Annotated in this window: 16 protein-coding genes; 8 read left to right on the top strand and 8 right to left on the bottom strand. The window is 62.5% G+C overall.

The window, feature by feature from the left end; translation table 11 throughout:
- Positions 1-2: 2 nt before the first annotated feature.
- The 3 genes from AAHE99_RS04510 to AAHE99_RS04500 are packed head-to-tail and all read right to left on the bottom strand — an operon-like array spanning position 3 to position 4,365.
- The gene (locus AAHE99_RS04510; RefSeq protein WP_342114840.1) at positions 3-1,658 is read right to left on the bottom strand and encodes a tetratricopeptide repeat protein; all 1,656 of its coding nucleotides are present in this window, start codon (positions 1,656-1,658) and stop codon (positions 3-5) included.
- Positions 1,655-3,484, bottom strand: a complete 1,830-nt coding sequence (gene mshL, locus AAHE99_RS04505) for a pilus (MSHA type) biogenesis protein MshL (RefSeq protein ID WP_342114838.1) — start codon at positions 3,482-3,484, stop codon at positions 1,655-1,657. Before mshL ends, AAHE99_RS04510 begins: the two co-directional genes overlap by 4 nt.
- Positions 3,481-4,365 carry an ExeA family protein gene (locus AAHE99_RS04500; RefSeq protein ID WP_342114835.1) on the bottom strand — a complete coding sequence of 295 codons (885 nt, stop codon included), beginning with the start codon at positions 4,363-4,365 and terminating at the stop codon, positions 3,481-3,483. The genes mshL and AAHE99_RS04500 overlap by 4 nt, the downstream gene beginning before the upstream one ends.
- A 153-nt stretch (positions 4,366-4,518) precedes the next feature.
- Here AAHE99_RS04500 and AAHE99_RS04495 point away from each other — a divergent pair, with 153 nt between their 5' ends.
- The 4 genes from AAHE99_RS04495 to AAHE99_RS04480 are packed head-to-tail and all read left to right on the top strand — an operon-like array spanning position 4,519 to position 8,550.
- Entirely contained in the window at positions 4,519-6,225 is a 1,707-nt protein-coding gene (locus tag AAHE99_RS04495; RefSeq protein WP_342114831.1) for a GspE/PulE family protein, read from the top strand.
- Position 6,226: 1 nt separating this feature from the next.
- Entirely contained in the window at positions 6,227-7,459 is a 1,233-nt protein-coding gene (locus AAHE99_RS04490; RefSeq protein WP_342114829.1) for a type II secretion system F family protein, read from the top strand.
- Entirely contained in the window at positions 7,456-8,007 is a 552-nt protein-coding gene (locus tag AAHE99_RS04485; protein ID WP_342114827.1) for a type II secretion system protein, read from the top strand. Before AAHE99_RS04490 ends, AAHE99_RS04485 begins: the two co-directional genes overlap by 4 nt.
- Before the next feature lie 33 nt (positions 8,008-8,040).
- Complete coding sequence (locus AAHE99_RS04480; RefSeq protein ID WP_342114824.1) at positions 8,041-8,550, top strand: type II secretion system protein; 510 nt, start codon at positions 8,041-8,043, stop codon at positions 8,548-8,550.
- A 49-nt stretch (positions 8,551-8,599) separates the two neighbouring features.
- On the opposite strand, the gene AAHE99_RS04475 is transcribed toward AAHE99_RS04480, so the two are convergent.
- Genes AAHE99_RS04475 through AAHE99_RS04455 form a run of 5 tightly spaced genes read right to left on the bottom strand, consistent with a single transcriptional unit; the run spans position 8,600 to position 13,427 of the window.
- The gene (locus AAHE99_RS04475; RefSeq protein ID WP_342114821.1) at positions 8,600-9,085 is read right to left on the bottom strand and encodes an MSHA biogenesis protein MshP; all 486 of its coding nucleotides are present in this window, start codon (positions 9,083-9,085) and stop codon (positions 8,600-8,602) included.
- A complete protein-coding gene (locus tag AAHE99_RS04470; protein WP_342114818.1) occupies positions 9,082-9,966 on the bottom strand; it encodes a PulJ/GspJ family protein in 885 nt (294 codons plus the stop codon). Before AAHE99_RS04470 ends, AAHE99_RS04475 begins: the two co-directional genes overlap by 4 nt.
- Positions 9,967-9,968: 2 nt before the next feature.
- A complete protein-coding gene (locus AAHE99_RS04465) occupies positions 9,969-10,445 on the bottom strand; it encodes a prepilin-type N-terminal cleavage/methylation domain-containing protein (protein ID WP_342114815.1) in 477 nt (158 codons plus the stop codon).
- Complete coding sequence (locus tag AAHE99_RS04460; RefSeq protein WP_342114812.1) at positions 10,435-10,905, bottom strand: pilus assembly FimT family protein; 471 nt, start codon at positions 10,903-10,905, stop codon at positions 10,435-10,437. The genes AAHE99_RS04465 and AAHE99_RS04460 overlap by 11 nt, the downstream gene beginning before the upstream one ends.
- Positions 10,902-13,427 (bottom strand): DUF6701 domain-containing protein, encoded by a 2,526-nt coding sequence (locus AAHE99_RS04455; protein ID WP_342114808.1) that lies wholly within the window; start codon positions 13,425-13,427, stop codon positions 10,902-10,904. The genes AAHE99_RS04460 and AAHE99_RS04455 overlap by 4 nt, the downstream gene beginning before the upstream one ends.
- Before the next feature lie 206 nt (positions 13,428-13,633).
- Here AAHE99_RS04455 and AAHE99_RS04450 point away from each other — a divergent pair, with 206 nt between their 5' ends.
- The 4 genes from AAHE99_RS04450 to AAHE99_RS04435 are packed head-to-tail and all read left to right on the top strand — an operon-like array spanning position 13,634 to position 16,180.
- Positions 13,634-14,536, top strand: coding sequence for an agglutinin biogenesis protein MshI (locus AAHE99_RS04450; protein ID WP_342114806.1), 903 nt, complete (start codon positions 13,634-13,636; stop codon positions 14,534-14,536).
- Entirely contained in the window at positions 14,533-15,168 is a 636-nt protein-coding gene (locus tag AAHE99_RS04445) for a PilN domain-containing protein (protein WP_342114803.1), read from the top strand. The genes AAHE99_RS04450 and AAHE99_RS04445 overlap by 4 nt, the downstream gene beginning before the upstream one ends.
- Positions 15,165-15,824, top strand: a complete 660-nt coding sequence (locus AAHE99_RS04440) for a hypothetical protein (protein WP_342114802.1) — start codon at positions 15,165-15,167, stop codon at positions 15,822-15,824. The genes AAHE99_RS04445 and AAHE99_RS04440 overlap by 4 nt, the downstream gene beginning before the upstream one ends.
- Positions 15,821-16,180, top strand: a complete 360-nt coding sequence (locus AAHE99_RS04435) for an MSHA biogenesis protein MshK (RefSeq protein WP_342114801.1) — start codon at positions 15,821-15,823, stop codon at positions 16,178-16,180. Before AAHE99_RS04440 ends, AAHE99_RS04435 begins: the two co-directional genes overlap by 4 nt.
- The last annotated feature ends 3 nt before the right edge of the window (positions 16,181-16,183 follow it).

The following is a 16,183-nucleotide window of genomic DNA, read 5'->3' as shown; positions in this document are numbered from 1 at the left end:
CTTTATCGGGGCGGCGTTTCGAGATCCTGCAGCCGCTTTCGTACGGCATCGACGTTGAAGGCGGGCGGGCTGGCTTGCGCCAGCTCCAGGGCGCGCCGGTAGTAGGTTTGCGCCAGGCGCGGCTGGTTCATGTGGTCCAGGCCGACGCCGAGGTTGAAGGCGTAGTCTGCGTTCTCCGGCATGGCCGAGAAGGCGCGGAAGTAGCTTTGCTGGGCTTCCGGCCAGCGGCCCTGGCGCGCGAACAGGTTGCCGAGGGCGAATTGTACCGGGCCGGATTCGGGGTGCCGGCGGGCCAGCCCCTTGAGTTTGACTTCGTTGGTTTCCAGTTCGGCGGGGCGCAGTTCGGCCAGGCCGGCCAGGGCTTCGGGGTCGTTGGGGTCGAGCTCCAGCAGGCGCAGGAAATTGCGGGCGGCTTGCTGGCTGTCGCGTTCACGCAATGCCACGCTGGCAGCGCCGAGCAGGGCGTCGCGGTTGTTGGGGTCTTGCAGGAGGGCCAGGTCGTATTGCTGGCGGGCGGTGGCCAGGTCGCCGGTCTTCAGGGCGGCGTAGCCGTTTTGCACGGCAGGCGCGATTCCGGCTGGCGCGGCACCGCGTACAAAGCGGACATCGCCATTTTCCCCGACAGCAGTCGTGATTTGTCCGGTCGTGCTTGTGCGGTTGCGCGCCGCGCCTGGAGCGTCGGCCACCCGCGCGTTGCGCCTTGGCTTCGCAGCGGGAGCGGCCGCGACGCCGGCGCCTTCGGCTACCCCGGCCGCACCAGGCGCACCAGGCGCTGAGTGCGCGGGCGCCGCCGTCCGCACGGGCTGGGTGGGCGGCGCTGGTGCGGCGCCCGACTGCGCCAGCACATCTTCGCTACGCGCCTGCCGTGCTGCACGCTCGGCGGCATCCCGCATGGCTTCCGCCCGTATCGCAGGATCGGGGATGGCGGCCAATTGCTCCGGTGTCGGGATGGTCACATCCGCGCTCGGCCGCGTTGCAGGCGCGGCACCGCTGATCGACGGCTGCAATTCCGCGCCCACGACCAGGCCAACCGCGTCCGACTGCGGCATTGCGCCGCTTTCGGCTACAGGCAATGCCGGTGCGTTCGGCGAGACCGGTATGGACGTGCCTTGCAGGGCCGTTGGCGGTACGCCTTGCAAGGCCGCGCCAGCCGGCATCGGCACCATGGGCAAGCGCGCGCCCGGTCCGGGCCCGGACAAGGCGCGCCAATAGACCACGGCAAACACCGCCAGCAGGGTGGCCAATGCCGCCACCAGGATCACCAGGCGCCGCTGCGAAGAGGCGATGGCGCGCGGCGGGCTGGGCGCGTGCAGGCCGGCGCGGACTGCACTGTCAGCGCGGCCGCCCGGCTCGCCGCCTCCAAGCGTGCTGCTGCCGCCCTGGCGCGTCGCCTGCGTCTGAGGCGGAGTGGCCGCGAACAGGGGCTCATGCCGCGCCTGCGGCGGCACCGGATCATGCGCGGCTTCCTGCGCCGGCACCACCGGCGGAGCCGCATCGAGCGCCGTTGCATCCAGCGGCTCAAGGCGCCAGGCATCCGGCATGACGGCAAACGCCGGCCCACCCTCGACTGGCTGCGCCGCGGGCTCGGCCTCCGGCGCATGCCCGCTCTGGGTACGCGCACGTTCCGCCTTGCGCAAGGCCTGCATCAGCAAACTCATAGGCCCTCCGCAGGTTTGGAGGGCATCATGTAGCGGTAGTCGCGGTAGTCGCCGGCCATGCTGGCATCCTTCACCACCACCGGCCGCAGGAAGATCACCAGCTCGGTCTTGCTGGCCGTCTCATTCCGGTAGGAGAACAGGTTGCCGACCACCGGCATGGAGCTGATCAGGGGAATGCCGTCCTTGGTGTTGTCCACCGAATCCTGCATCAAGCCGCCCATCACCGCTACCTGGCCGCTATGCACCTTCAGCACCGATTCCAGCTCGCGCGCCTGGATGATCGGCACGCGGCTGATCACCCCTTGCTTGCGCAGTTCGGGATTCGGATCCTCCACCGAGCCGACAATGCGGGTAATGGTTGGCCGCACGTTCAGCGTCACTTCATCGTCCGCCGAAATCTGCGGGGTCACGCTCATGACAAAACCCACCGGCACCGTTTCGACCTTGGATTCGTAAGTGGCCGGCGTAGCGATCGTGCCGGTGGAGGTCAGCACCGCCGGCGTCACCTTGAGCGTGAAGAAGATATTGTTGTCCACCACCTTCAGCAGCGCTGTCTGGTTATTCAGCACGCTGATCTTGGGGCTGCTCAGCACCTTGACCTTGCCGAACGACTCCAGCAGCGAAATCGTGGCTGTGATATTGCCGAAACGTGTCACCGGATTGGCGTAATCGAAAATGAAGAAGCCCGGCGAAGTGCCCGGTGCAATCCCGGTCGGCAGCGGCACGGAGCCGACCTGGCCCTGTCCCAGCTTGCCGTGGCCATTGATGCGCGACCAGTTGATGCCTTGCTGGTACTGGTCGCCCAGTTTGACCTCGATAATGGTCGCCTCGATCAGCACCTGCCGCTTGGCCGTGGACAGCACAATGTCCAGGAACTCCTGCACCTTCTCGTGCTGGCGGCTGCTCGCGCGCACCGACAGCAAGCCGCCCTCGGGATTCGCCACGACGGAAGCCCCGCCGCGCGCCTGCGCCGATGCCCCCTGGCCGAACGCGGTAGCGCCCGCAGCGCCCCCGCCGCCGGCCGGCGTACGTGCCTGCGCCGCCGCTGCCTGCGCGCCGGGATAGCCGCCTTCGGGGTTGCCGGCCGCTGTTGCCGCGCCAGACTGCATCTGCTGCAGCATGGAATTGGCCTGCTCGCGCATTTGCGCCAACGGATCGGCCAGCGAATCGTTCAGCGTCGTTGGCCGCAGCATATCGCGGACATTCTTCTCCAGGCTATACCAGAAATTATTATCCGACCGGTTAGCGACCGAGGTCGTCGAATTATTATTGCCGCCCGCGCCCAGCGACAAGCTGGCCGCCTGCACCGGATTGGACGGCGAACCGCCCGCCGCCGAGCCGCCGGTAGTGGAAATCTGCGTCGCAATACTCACGCTGCTATTGGTGCTGCGCGCGATATTGACGTAGTCAACCTTGTAGTGGTGCCAGTAAGGCTGGTCCGGCAGCACCACCAGGTTCTTGCCCTGCAGCTCATAGCGCATATCGACCTGTTTGCTGATGCGCGCCAGCAGCTGGGGCAAGGTCTGGTCCAGCGCGTTCAGAGTCACCGTGCCCTCGATGGCCGGATGCACATCCACATTCAGCCCCGCGTCCCGCGCCAGTGCAAACAGCACCGACTGCACCGGCACCCGGTGCACGGACACGCTATAAGTCTCCTGCCGCGCGGCGGGGCGGGGCGCGGGCGGCGCGGCGCTGAGCTGCACCGGCTCCGGAATGGTGCCGGCAACCGGTTCGGGTTCCGTCACATGGGTTGGGGACAAGGGCAGCTTTGGCGTCGCACAAGCCCCAAGCAGGACGCATAACAGGGAAGCCGCAAGGTTCTTCATGTTGATCGCCGCCGGAAACAAGTTGCCAGGAATCTATCGAAAACGATCATACTGCGATTGCCGTGGACCACCGCGCACGAATAGCGGCTGTCCTCAATCGCCTGGCGCACATGGTAGGAGTTGACGTATGGCAAGTCCTCCGCGTAGGCCGCCATCAACGCCTTATCGGCCAGCACATTGATGCGCCGGACGATGCCGCGCGAGCCGCGCGCAATCAGGCGTACCGCGCCACGGCTGAACAGCTCCGGCCCCTGGTAACCCGCTGCACGCAGGCGATGCGACAGGAAAAAGGGGATCTGGTCGCGCGGCATGGGCGGTACGTGGAAGCTGTGCGTGATGCGCTCGCGCAGCTGGCGCATATGCGGCAGCGACAAGTGCTCATCGAGTTCCGGCTGGCCGAACAGCACGATCTGCAGCAGCTTGCTGCTGGCCGTTTCCAGGTTGGTCAGCAGGCGGATTTCTTCCAGCGTATCGAGCGGCATGGCCTGCGCTTCCTCCACCAGCAGGACGACGCGGCGGCCCGCCGCATGGCGCCGGATCAGTTCAGCGTGCAGCGCGCGCACCACCTCATCCGCCCGGCGGCCGCCGGTATCCAGGCCCAGTTCCGCCGCGATCGCATGCAATACCTCCTGCGGACACAGCGTCGGGTTGACCAGGTAAAGCACATCGACTTCGGCCGGCAGGCGGGCCTCCAGCATGCGGCACAACATGGTTTTGCCGCAGCCAACCTCGCCCGTCACCTTGACGATGCCCTCGCCATGGGTGACAGCGTAGAGCAGGGCAGAGAGGATCTCGCCGCGCGTATTCCCGCTGTAAAAAAAAGCCGGGTTCGGCGTAATGCCGAACGGCGCCTCATGCAAGCCAAAATGCTGCGTATACATATGCGAGCGTCCGTTGGTGGGATTGGCCCTGCAATTTGAACACTTCTGGAAAGAATTCGTCGCGCGTGTAGCAATCCGTCAACGCCTTTTGCTATACATGCACGATGCAGTCGCATACAATGCCCACGACTATATGGATTCGGGGCATAGGGCATGACAAGGCCGGAAAAGGTTCGCTTAGGTGAGATCCTGGTGCAGCAAAAGCTGCTGTCGGAAGAACAGTTGGGCATGGCGCTGGCGGAGCAAAAGCGCAGTGGCCGCAAGCTGGGCCGGGTGTTCGTTGAACACGGTTTTGTCACCGAGGAGCAGATTTCCGGCGCGCTGGCGCGCCAGCTCAACATCCCCTACATCAACCTCAAGTTCTACCAGATTAATACGGACCTGGTGCGGCTGCTGCCGGAAACCCAGGCCCGCCGCTTCCGCGCGCTGGTGCTGGAGGACCGCCAGGGCACCATGCTGGTCGGCCTGTCCGACCCGACCGACCTGTTCGCGTACGACGAGATTACCCGCCTGCTGAAGCAGACCATCGAGCTGGCCGTGGTCAACGAGACCGAGGTGCTGGCCGCCATCGACCGCATCTACCGCCGCACCGAAGACATTTCCGGCCTGGCGCGCGAGCTGGAACAGGAGATGGGCGAGGGCTCGGTGGACTTTGGCGCGCTGGCCGCCGCCAGCCCGGGGCTGGAAGAGGCGCCGGTGGTCAAGCTGCTGCAATCGCTGTTCGATGATGCGGCCCAGGTGCGCGCATCGGACATCCACATCGAACCGCAGGAAGGCCGGCTGCAGATCCGCTTCCGTATCGACGGCGTGCTGCACCTGCAGACCGAAGCCGATATCAAGATCGCGCCGGCACTGGCGCTGCGCCTGAAGCTGATGTCCGACCTGGATATTTCGGAGAAGCGCCTGCCGCAGGACGGCCGCTTTGCCGTGCGCGTAAAGAACGCCCGTATCGACGTCCGTATTTCCACCATGCCGACCCAGTACGGCGAATCCATCGTGATGCGTCTGCTGAACCAGAGCGGCATGACGCTGCGCCTGGACGCGATCGGCATGCCTAAACCGCTGCTGGAGAAATTCCGAGCGATTGTGGCGCGCCCGAACGGCCTGGTGCTGGTGACCGGCCCGACCGGTAGCGGCAAGACCACTACGCTGTATTGCGCGCTGGCCGAACTGAATTCGATGGAGAAGAAGCTGATCACCGTCGAAGACCCGGTTGAATACCGCCTGGCCGGCATCAACCAGGTGCAGGTGAACGAAAAGATCGAGCTGGACTTCGCCCGCGTGCTGCGCTCCGCACTGCGCCAGGACCCGGACATTGTGCTGGTGGGTGAGATGCGTGACCAGGAAACCGCGCAAATCGGCCTGCGCGCCGCTATGACCGGCCACCTGGTGCTCTCGACCCTGCACACCAACGATGCCGCCAGCACCCCGCTGCGCCTGATGGATATGGGCGTGCCGCGCTACATGGTCGGCAGTTCGCTGCAAGCCGTGCTGGCGCAGCGATTGCTGCGTGTGATTTGCGAGTCCTGCACCTCGCCGTACACCCTGACCCCGAGCGAGCATGAGTGGCTGGGGCTTGAGTTGAAGGACAAGGTGGACATGGGCCGCTACTTCTACGGCAAGGGCTGCTCGCATTGCAACGGCCTGGGTTACCGTGGCCGTACCGGCGTATATGAGCTGCTGGAGATGACCCAGTCGGTGGTGGATGCCGCCAACGACGTCGATCCGGCCGTGTTCCTGAAGGCCGCTTCGCAGCAGATGGGCGGGCAGACATTGCGCCGCCACGCGGTGCAGCTGGTGATCCAGGGCCGCACCACGGTGGCCGAAGCCATGCGCATCAGTAACCAGTTAGAGGATTGACGTGCCGCTGTTCGCCTACAAAGGCCGCAATTCGCGCGGCGAGTTGATGGAAGGGGTGCACGAGGCAGCCGACAGCGGCGCCGTCGCCGACCACCTGTTCAGCACCGGCGTCACGCCGCTCGAAATCAACGTCACCAAGGCCGTCGCCAAGAAGACCAGCGAGGATAGCCTGTGGGAGCGTTTGACCGAGAAAAAGGTCAACTCGATGGACGTGCAGCTGTTCAGCCGCCAGATGTACACGCTGCTCAAGTCTGGCGTGCCGATCATGCGCGGGCTGGCGGGCTTGCAGGAATCTGCCATCAGCAAATCGTTCGGCCGCGTGATCAAAGACCTGCGCGAGTCGCTCGACTCTGGCCGCGAGCTCTCCGCCGCCATGCGCCGGCATGCCGATATCTTTTCACCGTTCTACCTGTCGATGATCCGCGTGGGTGAGATGACCGGCCGGCTGGAGGAAGTGTTCCTGCGCCTGTTCGAGCACATGGAGTTCGACCGCGACATGCGGGAGCGGGTAAAGACGGCGCTGCGCTATCCGTCCTTTGTGATCATCGCCATGGTGATCGCGATGGTGGTGATCAATATCTTCGTGATTCCGGCTTTCGCCAAGGTGTTCGACAGCTTTAATGCCGAACTGCCGCTGATGACGCGCATCCTGCTGGCTAGTTCGAGCTTCATGCAGAACTACTGGTATCTGATGGCCGGCGGCGCCCTGGCTGCATTCTTTGGTTTCCGCTCGTGGATCAGGACCACCAATGGACGCTACGAGTGGGACCGCATCAAGCTGCGGATTCCCATCGCGGGCAAGATTGTCCACAAAGCCACGATGGCCCGCTTTGCGCGCAGCTTCTCGCTCTCGTCACGCAGCGGGGTGCCGATCGTCCAGGCGCTGACGGTGGTGTCGCAAACGGTCGATAACGCTTTCCTCACTTCGCGCATCGAGCAAATGCGCGATGGCGTGGAGCGCGGCGAATCGATCCTGCGTACCGCCGTTACGGCGGCTGTGTTCACGCCGGTTGTGCTGCAGATGATCGCCGTCGGCGAGGAGTCCGGTTCCCTGGATGACCTGATGGACGAAATCGCCCAGATGTACGAGCGGGAAGTGGATTATGAGCTCAAGACGCTGGCGGCGCAGATCGAGCCGATCCTGATTACCTTCCTTGGTGTCATGGTGCTGATACTGGCGCTGGGCATCTTCCTGCCAATTTGGGATTTGGGCAAAACGGCTCTGCGCCGATGACGATATTGATCACTCAGCTGATCCGTAGATCATCTAATGTAGCTTTGCCGCAACAGAAGCGGCAACGCGGGGCAAGTTACTTTGAGTTCGCCGTGGTGGTGATCATTTTCGCCATCCTGAGCGGGATATTGCTGCGGAAGATGCAGTTCTATCAGGTTGAGAGCGAGCGACTTACTGTCCAGCAAGTTGCAACGAGTTTGCGTGCGGCCCTTGCTAGCAGGGCTGTCTCGTTGTATCTAAGAGGGAACGAGGCCGAAGTGAAGGCACTGGCGCGCCAGAATCCAATGGAATGGCTGGAGCGCCGGCCGTCCAATTATGCAGGCGAATTTGAGTCGCCGAAGCCTGGCGTGGTACCGGATGGTTACTGGTACTTCGACAAATCGACGGCAACCTTGTCATATCTGTTAAAAGAGCGAGAATTATTTGGAGGAAACGACGCGAAACGCTTGAATTTCAAGGTAAAATTTGCGCAGAACCCCTCAAATATCACAAATAATCACGAGGGGCCAGGGATAGGCGGTGTAACCCTGGAACAAACCGAAGATTAATGCCGCGACACCAAAAGTATCTGGAGAAGCTTAATGAAACAGTTCCACCCTCAAAAGCAGTCTGGCTTTACCCTGATCGAATTGATCGTTGTAATGGTTATCCTCGGCATCCTGGCCGCAACCGCACTGCCAAAGTTCGTTGACCTCGGCGGCGACGCCCGTGCCGCCAGCGTAAGTGGCCTGAAAGGTTCGCTCAACAGCGCGAGCTCCATGATTCATGGCAAGTGGCTGGCAAGTGGCTCCAAGGACGCTACGGTGGTTGCGGAAGGCGTGACTGTTGCAGTGGATACCGCCGGTTATATGAAGATCAGCGATCAGAACAATCTGATGGCGGTCGCCGGCATCTCGTCTGATGACTACACGGTCATTGCGCCAACCACCGCCGAGACTGACAATAATCCAGTGACGACTGACGATGAACTCGCTTTCGTGCCTAAGAGCCTGGCAGGCACCAAGAAGGGCAAGCTGTGCTACGTCAAATACAACAACAAGGCCGATGACGCGGTTGCACCTGTGATTTCGAGCAAGACCGACGCGTGCTAAACGCTGAGATTTATTAAGAAAACCAGGCTGCGGCCTGGTTTTTTTTTCGTCAGCACGAAACACCGGTCGGTGTGCCAGCCGCGTTATTCAGCGAGCACGCGGTAACGACGCGGCTGCGTTCCGTGTATTCGAGGCTGGTGACGCCTGCGTTGTCCGGGCAGGCATTGGAGTTGCAGGCGGTGGCGGTGATGGTGAACGCGGTTTTGCCTTGCGGTAGGAAGACCCCGCTATCCGGCGCAGATTCGTACTCGCCTTCGAAAAACACCTTCGCCGTGCAGTTGACCGTCACGCGGAACCCGTTCCCCATATTCAAAGTCGTGGCAGCCGCACAGCTCTGGTTGCGCAGCGCGCGATACATGCCCCATTCAGTGCCGGCACGCGCCGCCTGCCACGCGCGGGCCGACAGCATGTCCTGGTTGGAGCCGGTTTGCTGTGTGGTCGATAGGCGAGCCGCAGCAACCCCCAGCCCGGCCAGCACGACCACGACCACCACAGCGGCGATGTAGCCAAAGCCTTTCTGGTAGCGGATCTTCATGGCGCGTTATCCACGATGACGCCAAACTTCAGGCGCACATTTTCGTTAGCTTCAGTCAGCGTAAGGTCCATTTCAACGAGGCCGCTCAATTGGGTCGCACCCGGATTGGGCGTGAAGTTTATGGTGCATGCCGAAATATGTGTCGCAACGACCGGCGTGCCAGCGCCCGGCGCCGGGCAGTTGCGGTAATTAGGGGCGCCAATGGCATGGCCGCGCACCCGATACAGGACCCCGGTGCCATTTCCTTTCGCATCCAGTCCCGTACCAGAGCAAACGTAAGCCACAACCTGCTGCGCATTGGGGACAACGAAGAACCGCGCGCCATCATAGCCCGCAGGAACCGGCATTGGCGCCTGCAGGGTCACGCGCTTGTGACCCAGGTTGGCATGCGGGGGCGCCGCGAGATCGGCAGACAGGCGGCCGTGGTTGGCCACGGTATAAACATCGCTTTCGCTCTGGTTGCCGATCAGGATCCAGTCATTCTGCTTGCCGCTGACCGAGGTCGTCGCGTCGAAGGTGTCGACACTGAAACCCGGTGTAACAGGCTTGGACTGGTCGGCCACACTTGCATGGGTGCTATCCCACGCAACATCGGTGCCGGTCCGGTACCGGCCACCGCTCGACGATGGAAGCATGCCAATGCAAGGGCCCGGCCCGTTCGCGCGGATGGCGACGGAATTGGGGACCGAGACGCGGATGTCGCGCGTCATCCGCCGCATCACGCCATCCGCCGCATCGGTCAGCATGGCGCGCCGCGAGCCGGCAAAATAGCTGTCCATGGCGGGCATAAAGAAGGTCACCAGTATGCCTGCAAGAATGCCGGTGACCACCATGACGATGATCAGTTCAACCAGGGTGAAGCCGCGCTGAATTGCCTTCATCGTCAGCCTCCGCCGAAATTGGTGCGCCAGCCAACCAGCTGGTAGCTGTTGGCGCCGTTGCGGACTGTAATGGTGATCTCGCGGGTATCGCCGTTTGGAATGGCGCCGGTCACGATGCCGCCGGAACCACTGACGATCTGCACGCCGACCTTGTAGCCGGCGGGGCCTACCGTGCCGTCCATGCTGCATACCTGGATGCCGCTGGAGCCGCCATAGTCTGCGTAGTCGTCCACTTCGTCGTAGTTGCTGCGGTCGCAGCCATTTGCTGCACGGGCGCCATCGCCGGTAAAAGGCTTGAGCTGGATTTCCTCCATCATGCCGTCCGCAATGGCGGTCATTTGTTTGGTGATCATGGGATCGGTACTGGTGACGGCTGTACGCGTCAGCACGCCGATCACGCCGGCCAGGCCAACACCGATGATCACCATGGCGACAATCAGCTCGATCAACGTGACGCCACGCTGCGACTTATTCCACATGGCCTGTGCTTCCATCAATTGAAATGTCCGACTGGCCGCTGATCTTGATGATGCCTGACGCGAACAGGGTGCCTGCGCCGTCCGTCGTAATTTCGCCGCTCGGATGGAAGTACAAGGGCACGCCAACCAGTGCGCCGTTCTCCGCTTTTTCGGAGCCGTGGGCGGCGTAATCCGAGCCGTCAGGGCTTGGATATTTCGGCCCGCAGGCCTGGTCGCCAAAGTTCGATGCAATATTTAACTGGACTGCCTTCGCATTGACCGTGGCGCAGACCAGGCGGCGGTGGCTGACCGCGCTCTTCTGCGCGTGGTGCAGGGCGCTCAGCACTTCGCTGCGATAGGCGGAAGATGTGAATGCATCGATCTGCCCGATGCGCGGGATGGCCAGCGCCGCGAGGATGCCAACCAGGACCATCACCGTGATCAGCTCAACGACGGTGAAGCCTTGCGCACGGCGATTCAATTGAATACCTCGCGCACATAGATCGTTGAGCGGTTTTCAGGGTTGGTGGAGCCAAAGGTTGCGCGGCCGATCGGGTCCTGGGTGTAAGTTGTGTTGCAAGGACCGTACAGCGAGCGCAGCCAGGTCATGTTTGCACCGGTGCTTGGCGGGTGGGTTGTCCAACAGGACGCGTCGGCGGTGGCCGTCCCGAGGTTGACGGCGATATTGATGCGCCCCGAACCGTTGTTGTCATTGGCGGCGTTGGTCGGCTTCTTCAGGCGGAAGGTACCGGTGCCTGCGGTCATTGTGGCGCCAGTCAGGACGGAGACGCCAGTCATCAGGTTCGGCGCCGTCAAGGCGAAGGCGCTCGCAGGCAATACGGTCTGGTTGTCATTCAGGTTGAGCAGCCAGGAGTTGCCGGTGTAGTACTCAACGCGTACCGGCACATCCAGGTCGCGTGTGCGTGGGCCGAAGGCGTTGCTGATCCTGACGCGGCCACTGCGGATTTCCACACTCGCTTCGGTGTAGCCGGATGATGATGTGCCGTCGGTATCTGTGGCGCGGACGATGACCGTGGTGGGCTTGGTGAGCGGCGTAGTGAAGGCGTAAGCCGGATTGCCTGTCGCGACGCCGTCGGAGGCCACCGTAAAGGCGGTTGCCGCAAGCTTGTCGACGGTCATCGAGCCGGGGCCTGGATTGGCGGTGCTTGGCGTGGCGTTGCTCCAGCCGGTAAAGGTGATTTCGCGCGCGAAGATATCAGCGTTCTGGACGTAGTAGTTCAGGGTAGGGCTGCCGGTGGCGCTGAATGCGCTGACTTCGACGGTGAACGGTTGGCCGGAATAGGCCCATGCGACTGGGGGTGCAGGCGCTGCGGGCGATGTGAAGGCCGTGGGCGCAATGGCTTTGGTCGTGAAATGGTGCGGGCGGAAGCGGTCGAACAGGCCGGTGCAAGCGCCGCCGCTTGCAGTATTGCTGCTGCCGGTGATGGTTTTGCCTGTGGTCAGGTAGTTGGTGGTAGTGGTCGCGGTGATGTCGCCGGTGCCGACTTCATCCCAGGTCGCGTCGGTGGAGGTTGCGACGCCTGCCGTGAAGGCGCTCAGCGTCCCGCTGAACAAGCCCGGCTCGCCGTTGGTGGGCTTGCATTTGGCGAACGTCATTTGAGCCATTGCAGGCGTGGACTCCCGGCCGAAATTCGGTGTTGCTACGGGCGTCTCGGCGCCGTTCATGGCGGTGACGTTGACGTTGAACGGACTGCCGGCGACCAGGGTTGTGGGGCGCGGCGTCGGCCAGGTCACCGCAAATTTCTGCGGGTAAGCGACAAAGGTCGAGTTGCCATACATGGACTTTGGCTGGTACGTGGCCGCCAACTCGATGCGGCCCGCATCGGGGTAGGTGACTTTAAGCGGGCCTTTGCCGGTGGAGTCAAACAGGATGCTGAGGGACTTGGCTGCGCCTCCGCAGGTCAGGGCAACTGAATTGCTGCCGCTTTCCAGTGTGACGGGCAGGCTTCCGGACGGGGCGGCGCTGTTAGGGTCGACATAAGTACAGGTGAAGGAAATCGGGAACGTGCCGGTCCACGCTGGGGCGCAGCTGTTGGTGCTGGTTTTCTGCAGGGCCGCGATGGTGACGGGCTGGCTGGTTCCCGAAACGTGGTCCGGTACCTCGAAATCGAAGGCGGCGTCGAAGAAGGTGTGCTGGCAACTGGCCGCATCGCCATCCCAGCAGGTGGTGCCGGCCGTGGTGGTGCCAAGCTTGAGGAATTTAACCTTGGCAGGGTCGTAAGGAACCAAGACGGTGGCGAAGGTCTGGCCGGCTGGAATGGTGAAGTTGTAGCTGCCAACCAGTGCGTTAGTGGAGTCGTTGCGAACTTCCAGGGTTCCGCTGACGCCGTTGGTAGTGGTGGTGCAGGTGCCGCCGCTGCTCGGGCCGGAGCAAGCCCATATGGTGATCTCGGAGGACTGGCAGGTCAGGCCGGTGCCTTCATGCTCGACCAGGAAGTGATCGAAGCTGCTGGACGGCGGCGGTGTGGAGGAGCTGCAAATGTAATTTGTGGTGGCGTAGGTGCAGTTGCCGGAGATGCTGCTGTTTTTGCCGACCTTTAGCTGGTATTTGGTGAAGACGTCGCCGTCGATCAGGGAGTCCTTGGCGATGGTGATATTGCCGTTGGTCGAATTCAGGTCGCCATGCAGGATGGTGTTTTTGGCGAAGGACATATTGCCTGTGGACTTGATGTCCATGTAGGCATTCATGTCTTTGGAAAAGGTCACTTCGCCGTTCACGTCCAGCAGCAGCGGCGATCCTTGCGGGATGATGAAGTTCTTGGCAGCCTTGAAGCTGCCGTTCACGTGCACCGTGATGGGCGACGTGATGACGATGTATTCGTCCTTCGAAAAACTCATCGACGGGCAGTTGTATTCACCCGCTGCGATCAGGTTGCAATTGAAGTCCGACTTCGTCAGGTCGGCAGGCCAGGAATAGGTCTGCGCGTGCGCGAAAGTGGCGGCGCACCAAAGGAAAATGGCGAGGATTGCGCGGAAAATCATACGGAATCAGACCATGTGGCAACAGAATGTGTCAAGGCTGTAACAACGTAGCCGAAAAAAATTGATAATTGGTGAAAATTTAGTAAAAGTGTAATGCAATCTTGAATATAATCAATCATCTACGTCGCGAACCTCGCGTAACGTTTCCTTTTTAGATTGGCGGCATGCGTTTTTTCTCTAGGGCAAGAAAAAAAGAAGGCATTCTTGTGACGTCGTTCCACGCGGATGGGATCTGCGTGGCGCGCGTCGAGCGCCAGCCTGCCGCCAAACCAATCGTCAAGCTTGCGGCATTTCACGCAGCGTCGCCCAGCCTCGGCGCCGAGGCCCTGGGGCGCGCGGCGCGCGATGCGTATGCCGCGGGCTATGTGGGCGCCACCTTGCTGGCGGGCGGCGAATACCAGCTGCTGCAGGTAGAGGCGCCGAATGTGCCGCAAGAGGAACTGAAGACCGCCGTGCGCTGGCGCCTGAAAGACATGCTGGACTTCCATATCGACGACGCCACCATCGACGTGCTGGATATCCCGGTCGACAAGAACGCCGGCAACCGCGCCCATTCGATGTTCGCGATTGCGGCGCGCAATAGCCTGATCCAGTCCCGCCAGGATTTGTTCGCCGAGGCGCAGGCGCCGCTGTCCGTGATCGACATTCCCGAAATGGCGCAACGGAATATCTCGGCCCTGCTGGAGCCGGAGGGGCGCGGGCTGGCCATGCTGTCGTTCAGCGACGCCGGCGGCCTGCTGACCGTCAGCTACAACAAGGAACTGTACCTGGCGCGCCACCTGGAAGTGACGCTGGCCATGGTGCAGGAACAGGATGTGGAGCGCCGCCACGCCTCGTTCGACAAGATCGCGCTGGAGCTGCAACGCTCGCTGGACCACTTTGACCGCCAGTACCACTTCATCAGCATCTCGCGCCTGATGCTGGCGCCGACCGGTGTGCCGTCGTTGCAGGATTTCCTGGCGGCGCAAATGTACATGCCGGTTGAGTCCTTCGGCCTGGGCGATGTGTTCGACCTGACCGATGCGCCAAGTTTGCTGGACCCTGAAGAGCAGGTACGGTATTTCCTGACGCTGGGTGCCGCCCTGCGCCAGGAGGAGGTGGTCCTGTGAGCCAGCAGATCAACCTTTTCAATCCGATTTTCCTCAAGCAGAAGAAGATTTTTACTGCTGTCCATATGGTGCAGACGCTGGGGGTGATCGCCGTCGGCGCGGTACTGCTGGCGGTGTATGGCGCCATCAAGACCTCGCAGCTGGAGCAAGCCGTGAACGCCCGCAAGAGCGCTGCGGCGGCGGCCGAGGCGCGGCTGGCCCAGGTGACCAAGGAATTCCCGCCGAAACAAAAGAGCCAGGCGCTGGAATCGGACCTGGCGCGCATGCAGCAGGAGCTGAAGTCGCTGCATGAAGTGCAGGGCATCCTGGAGCGCGGTGAGTTGGGCAATACCGCCGGCTATTCGGAGTATTTCCGCGCGCTGGCGCGGCAGCATGTCGATGGCGTGTGGCTGACCGGCCTGAACGTGGTCGGTGCAGGCAAGGAAATCGGGCTGGAGGGCCGGGCGCTGCAGCCGGAGCTGGTGCCGGGCTATATCCAGCGCCTGACGCGTGAAGCTGTCCTGCAAGGCAAAACCTTTGGCAGCCTGGAGATTGCGCGTCCTGGCGGCGGGGCGTCCGCTCCGGCCAGTGCGCCGTTCGTGGAATTCCGCCTGGCTGCTGAACCGGCCCAGGCCAAGGAGGGCGCGAAATGAAGGCGCTATGGGCTAAGCTGAGCAGCCGTATCGACGGCATGACCCTGCGCGAACGCATTGCCGTGTTTGCGGCGGCGGTGGCCGTTGTTCTGTATGCCCTGCACATCCTGGTACTGAACCCGCTGTTTGCGCGGAACAAGCAGCTGGCCGACGAGATCCGCCAGCAGAACCAGCGCGTTGAGGCTGCGAATATCGAGATTGGCGTGCGGATGGCGGCCTTCGGCGCCAACCCGGACCTGGCGGCACAGCAGCGATTGGCGGAATTGAACCGCGAGGCGGCCAAGCTGGCCGGCTCGCTGCGCACCATGCAGAATGGCCTGGTCGCGCCGGAGAAAATGAGCTCGCTGATGCAGCAGCTGCTGCGCTCGAACGGCAAATTGAGGCTGCTGTCGCTGCGTACCTTGCCGGCAAGCGGCCTGGGTGGCGCCGATGGCAAGCCTGCGGCGGGCCAGCGCGAACTGTTGTACCGTCACGGCGTGGAAGTGGTGCTGCAGGGCGCCTACCTGGACATGCTTGATTACATGGAATCGCTGGAAAACTCGCCGCAGCAAGTGTTCTGGGGCCGCGCGCAGCTGGATGCGCGCAGCTACCCGGCTGCGACCCTGACGCTGACCCTGTACACCCTGAGCCTGGACGAGAAATGGATGACGCTATGAGCGCCCGACTGTTAGCCGCGGCACTGCTGGCCGCACCGCTGCTGGCGCATGCACAGTCGCACGGCGGCCTGGCCGATCCTACGCGCCCGCCGCCGGAGGCCATGCAGCTGCTGGCGCCGGGCTCGGTGCCGGTACCCGTGGGTCCGCAAAAGCCTGTGCTGCAATCGGTCCTGGTCGGCAAGGGGCATGAAGGCCGTGAAGTTGCCGTGATCGACGGCGAGATTGTACGCAAGGGCCAGATGTTCCGTGGCGCAGTGCTGGAAGATGTAGGTCCAAACGAAGTCGTGCTCCGGCGCGGCAACCAGAGAGAAAAGCTGGTTTTATTTCCCCTCGCGGCGGGTAGCCGCAAGAAGTGAGAA

It is taken from the genome of Pseudoduganella sp. OTU4001, assembly GCF_038440195.1.
Taxonomy (GTDB): Bacteria; Pseudomonadota; Gammaproteobacteria; order Burkholderiales; family Burkholderiaceae_D; genus Rugamonas.
This window is presented reverse-complemented; position numbering and strand designations above follow the sequence as displayed.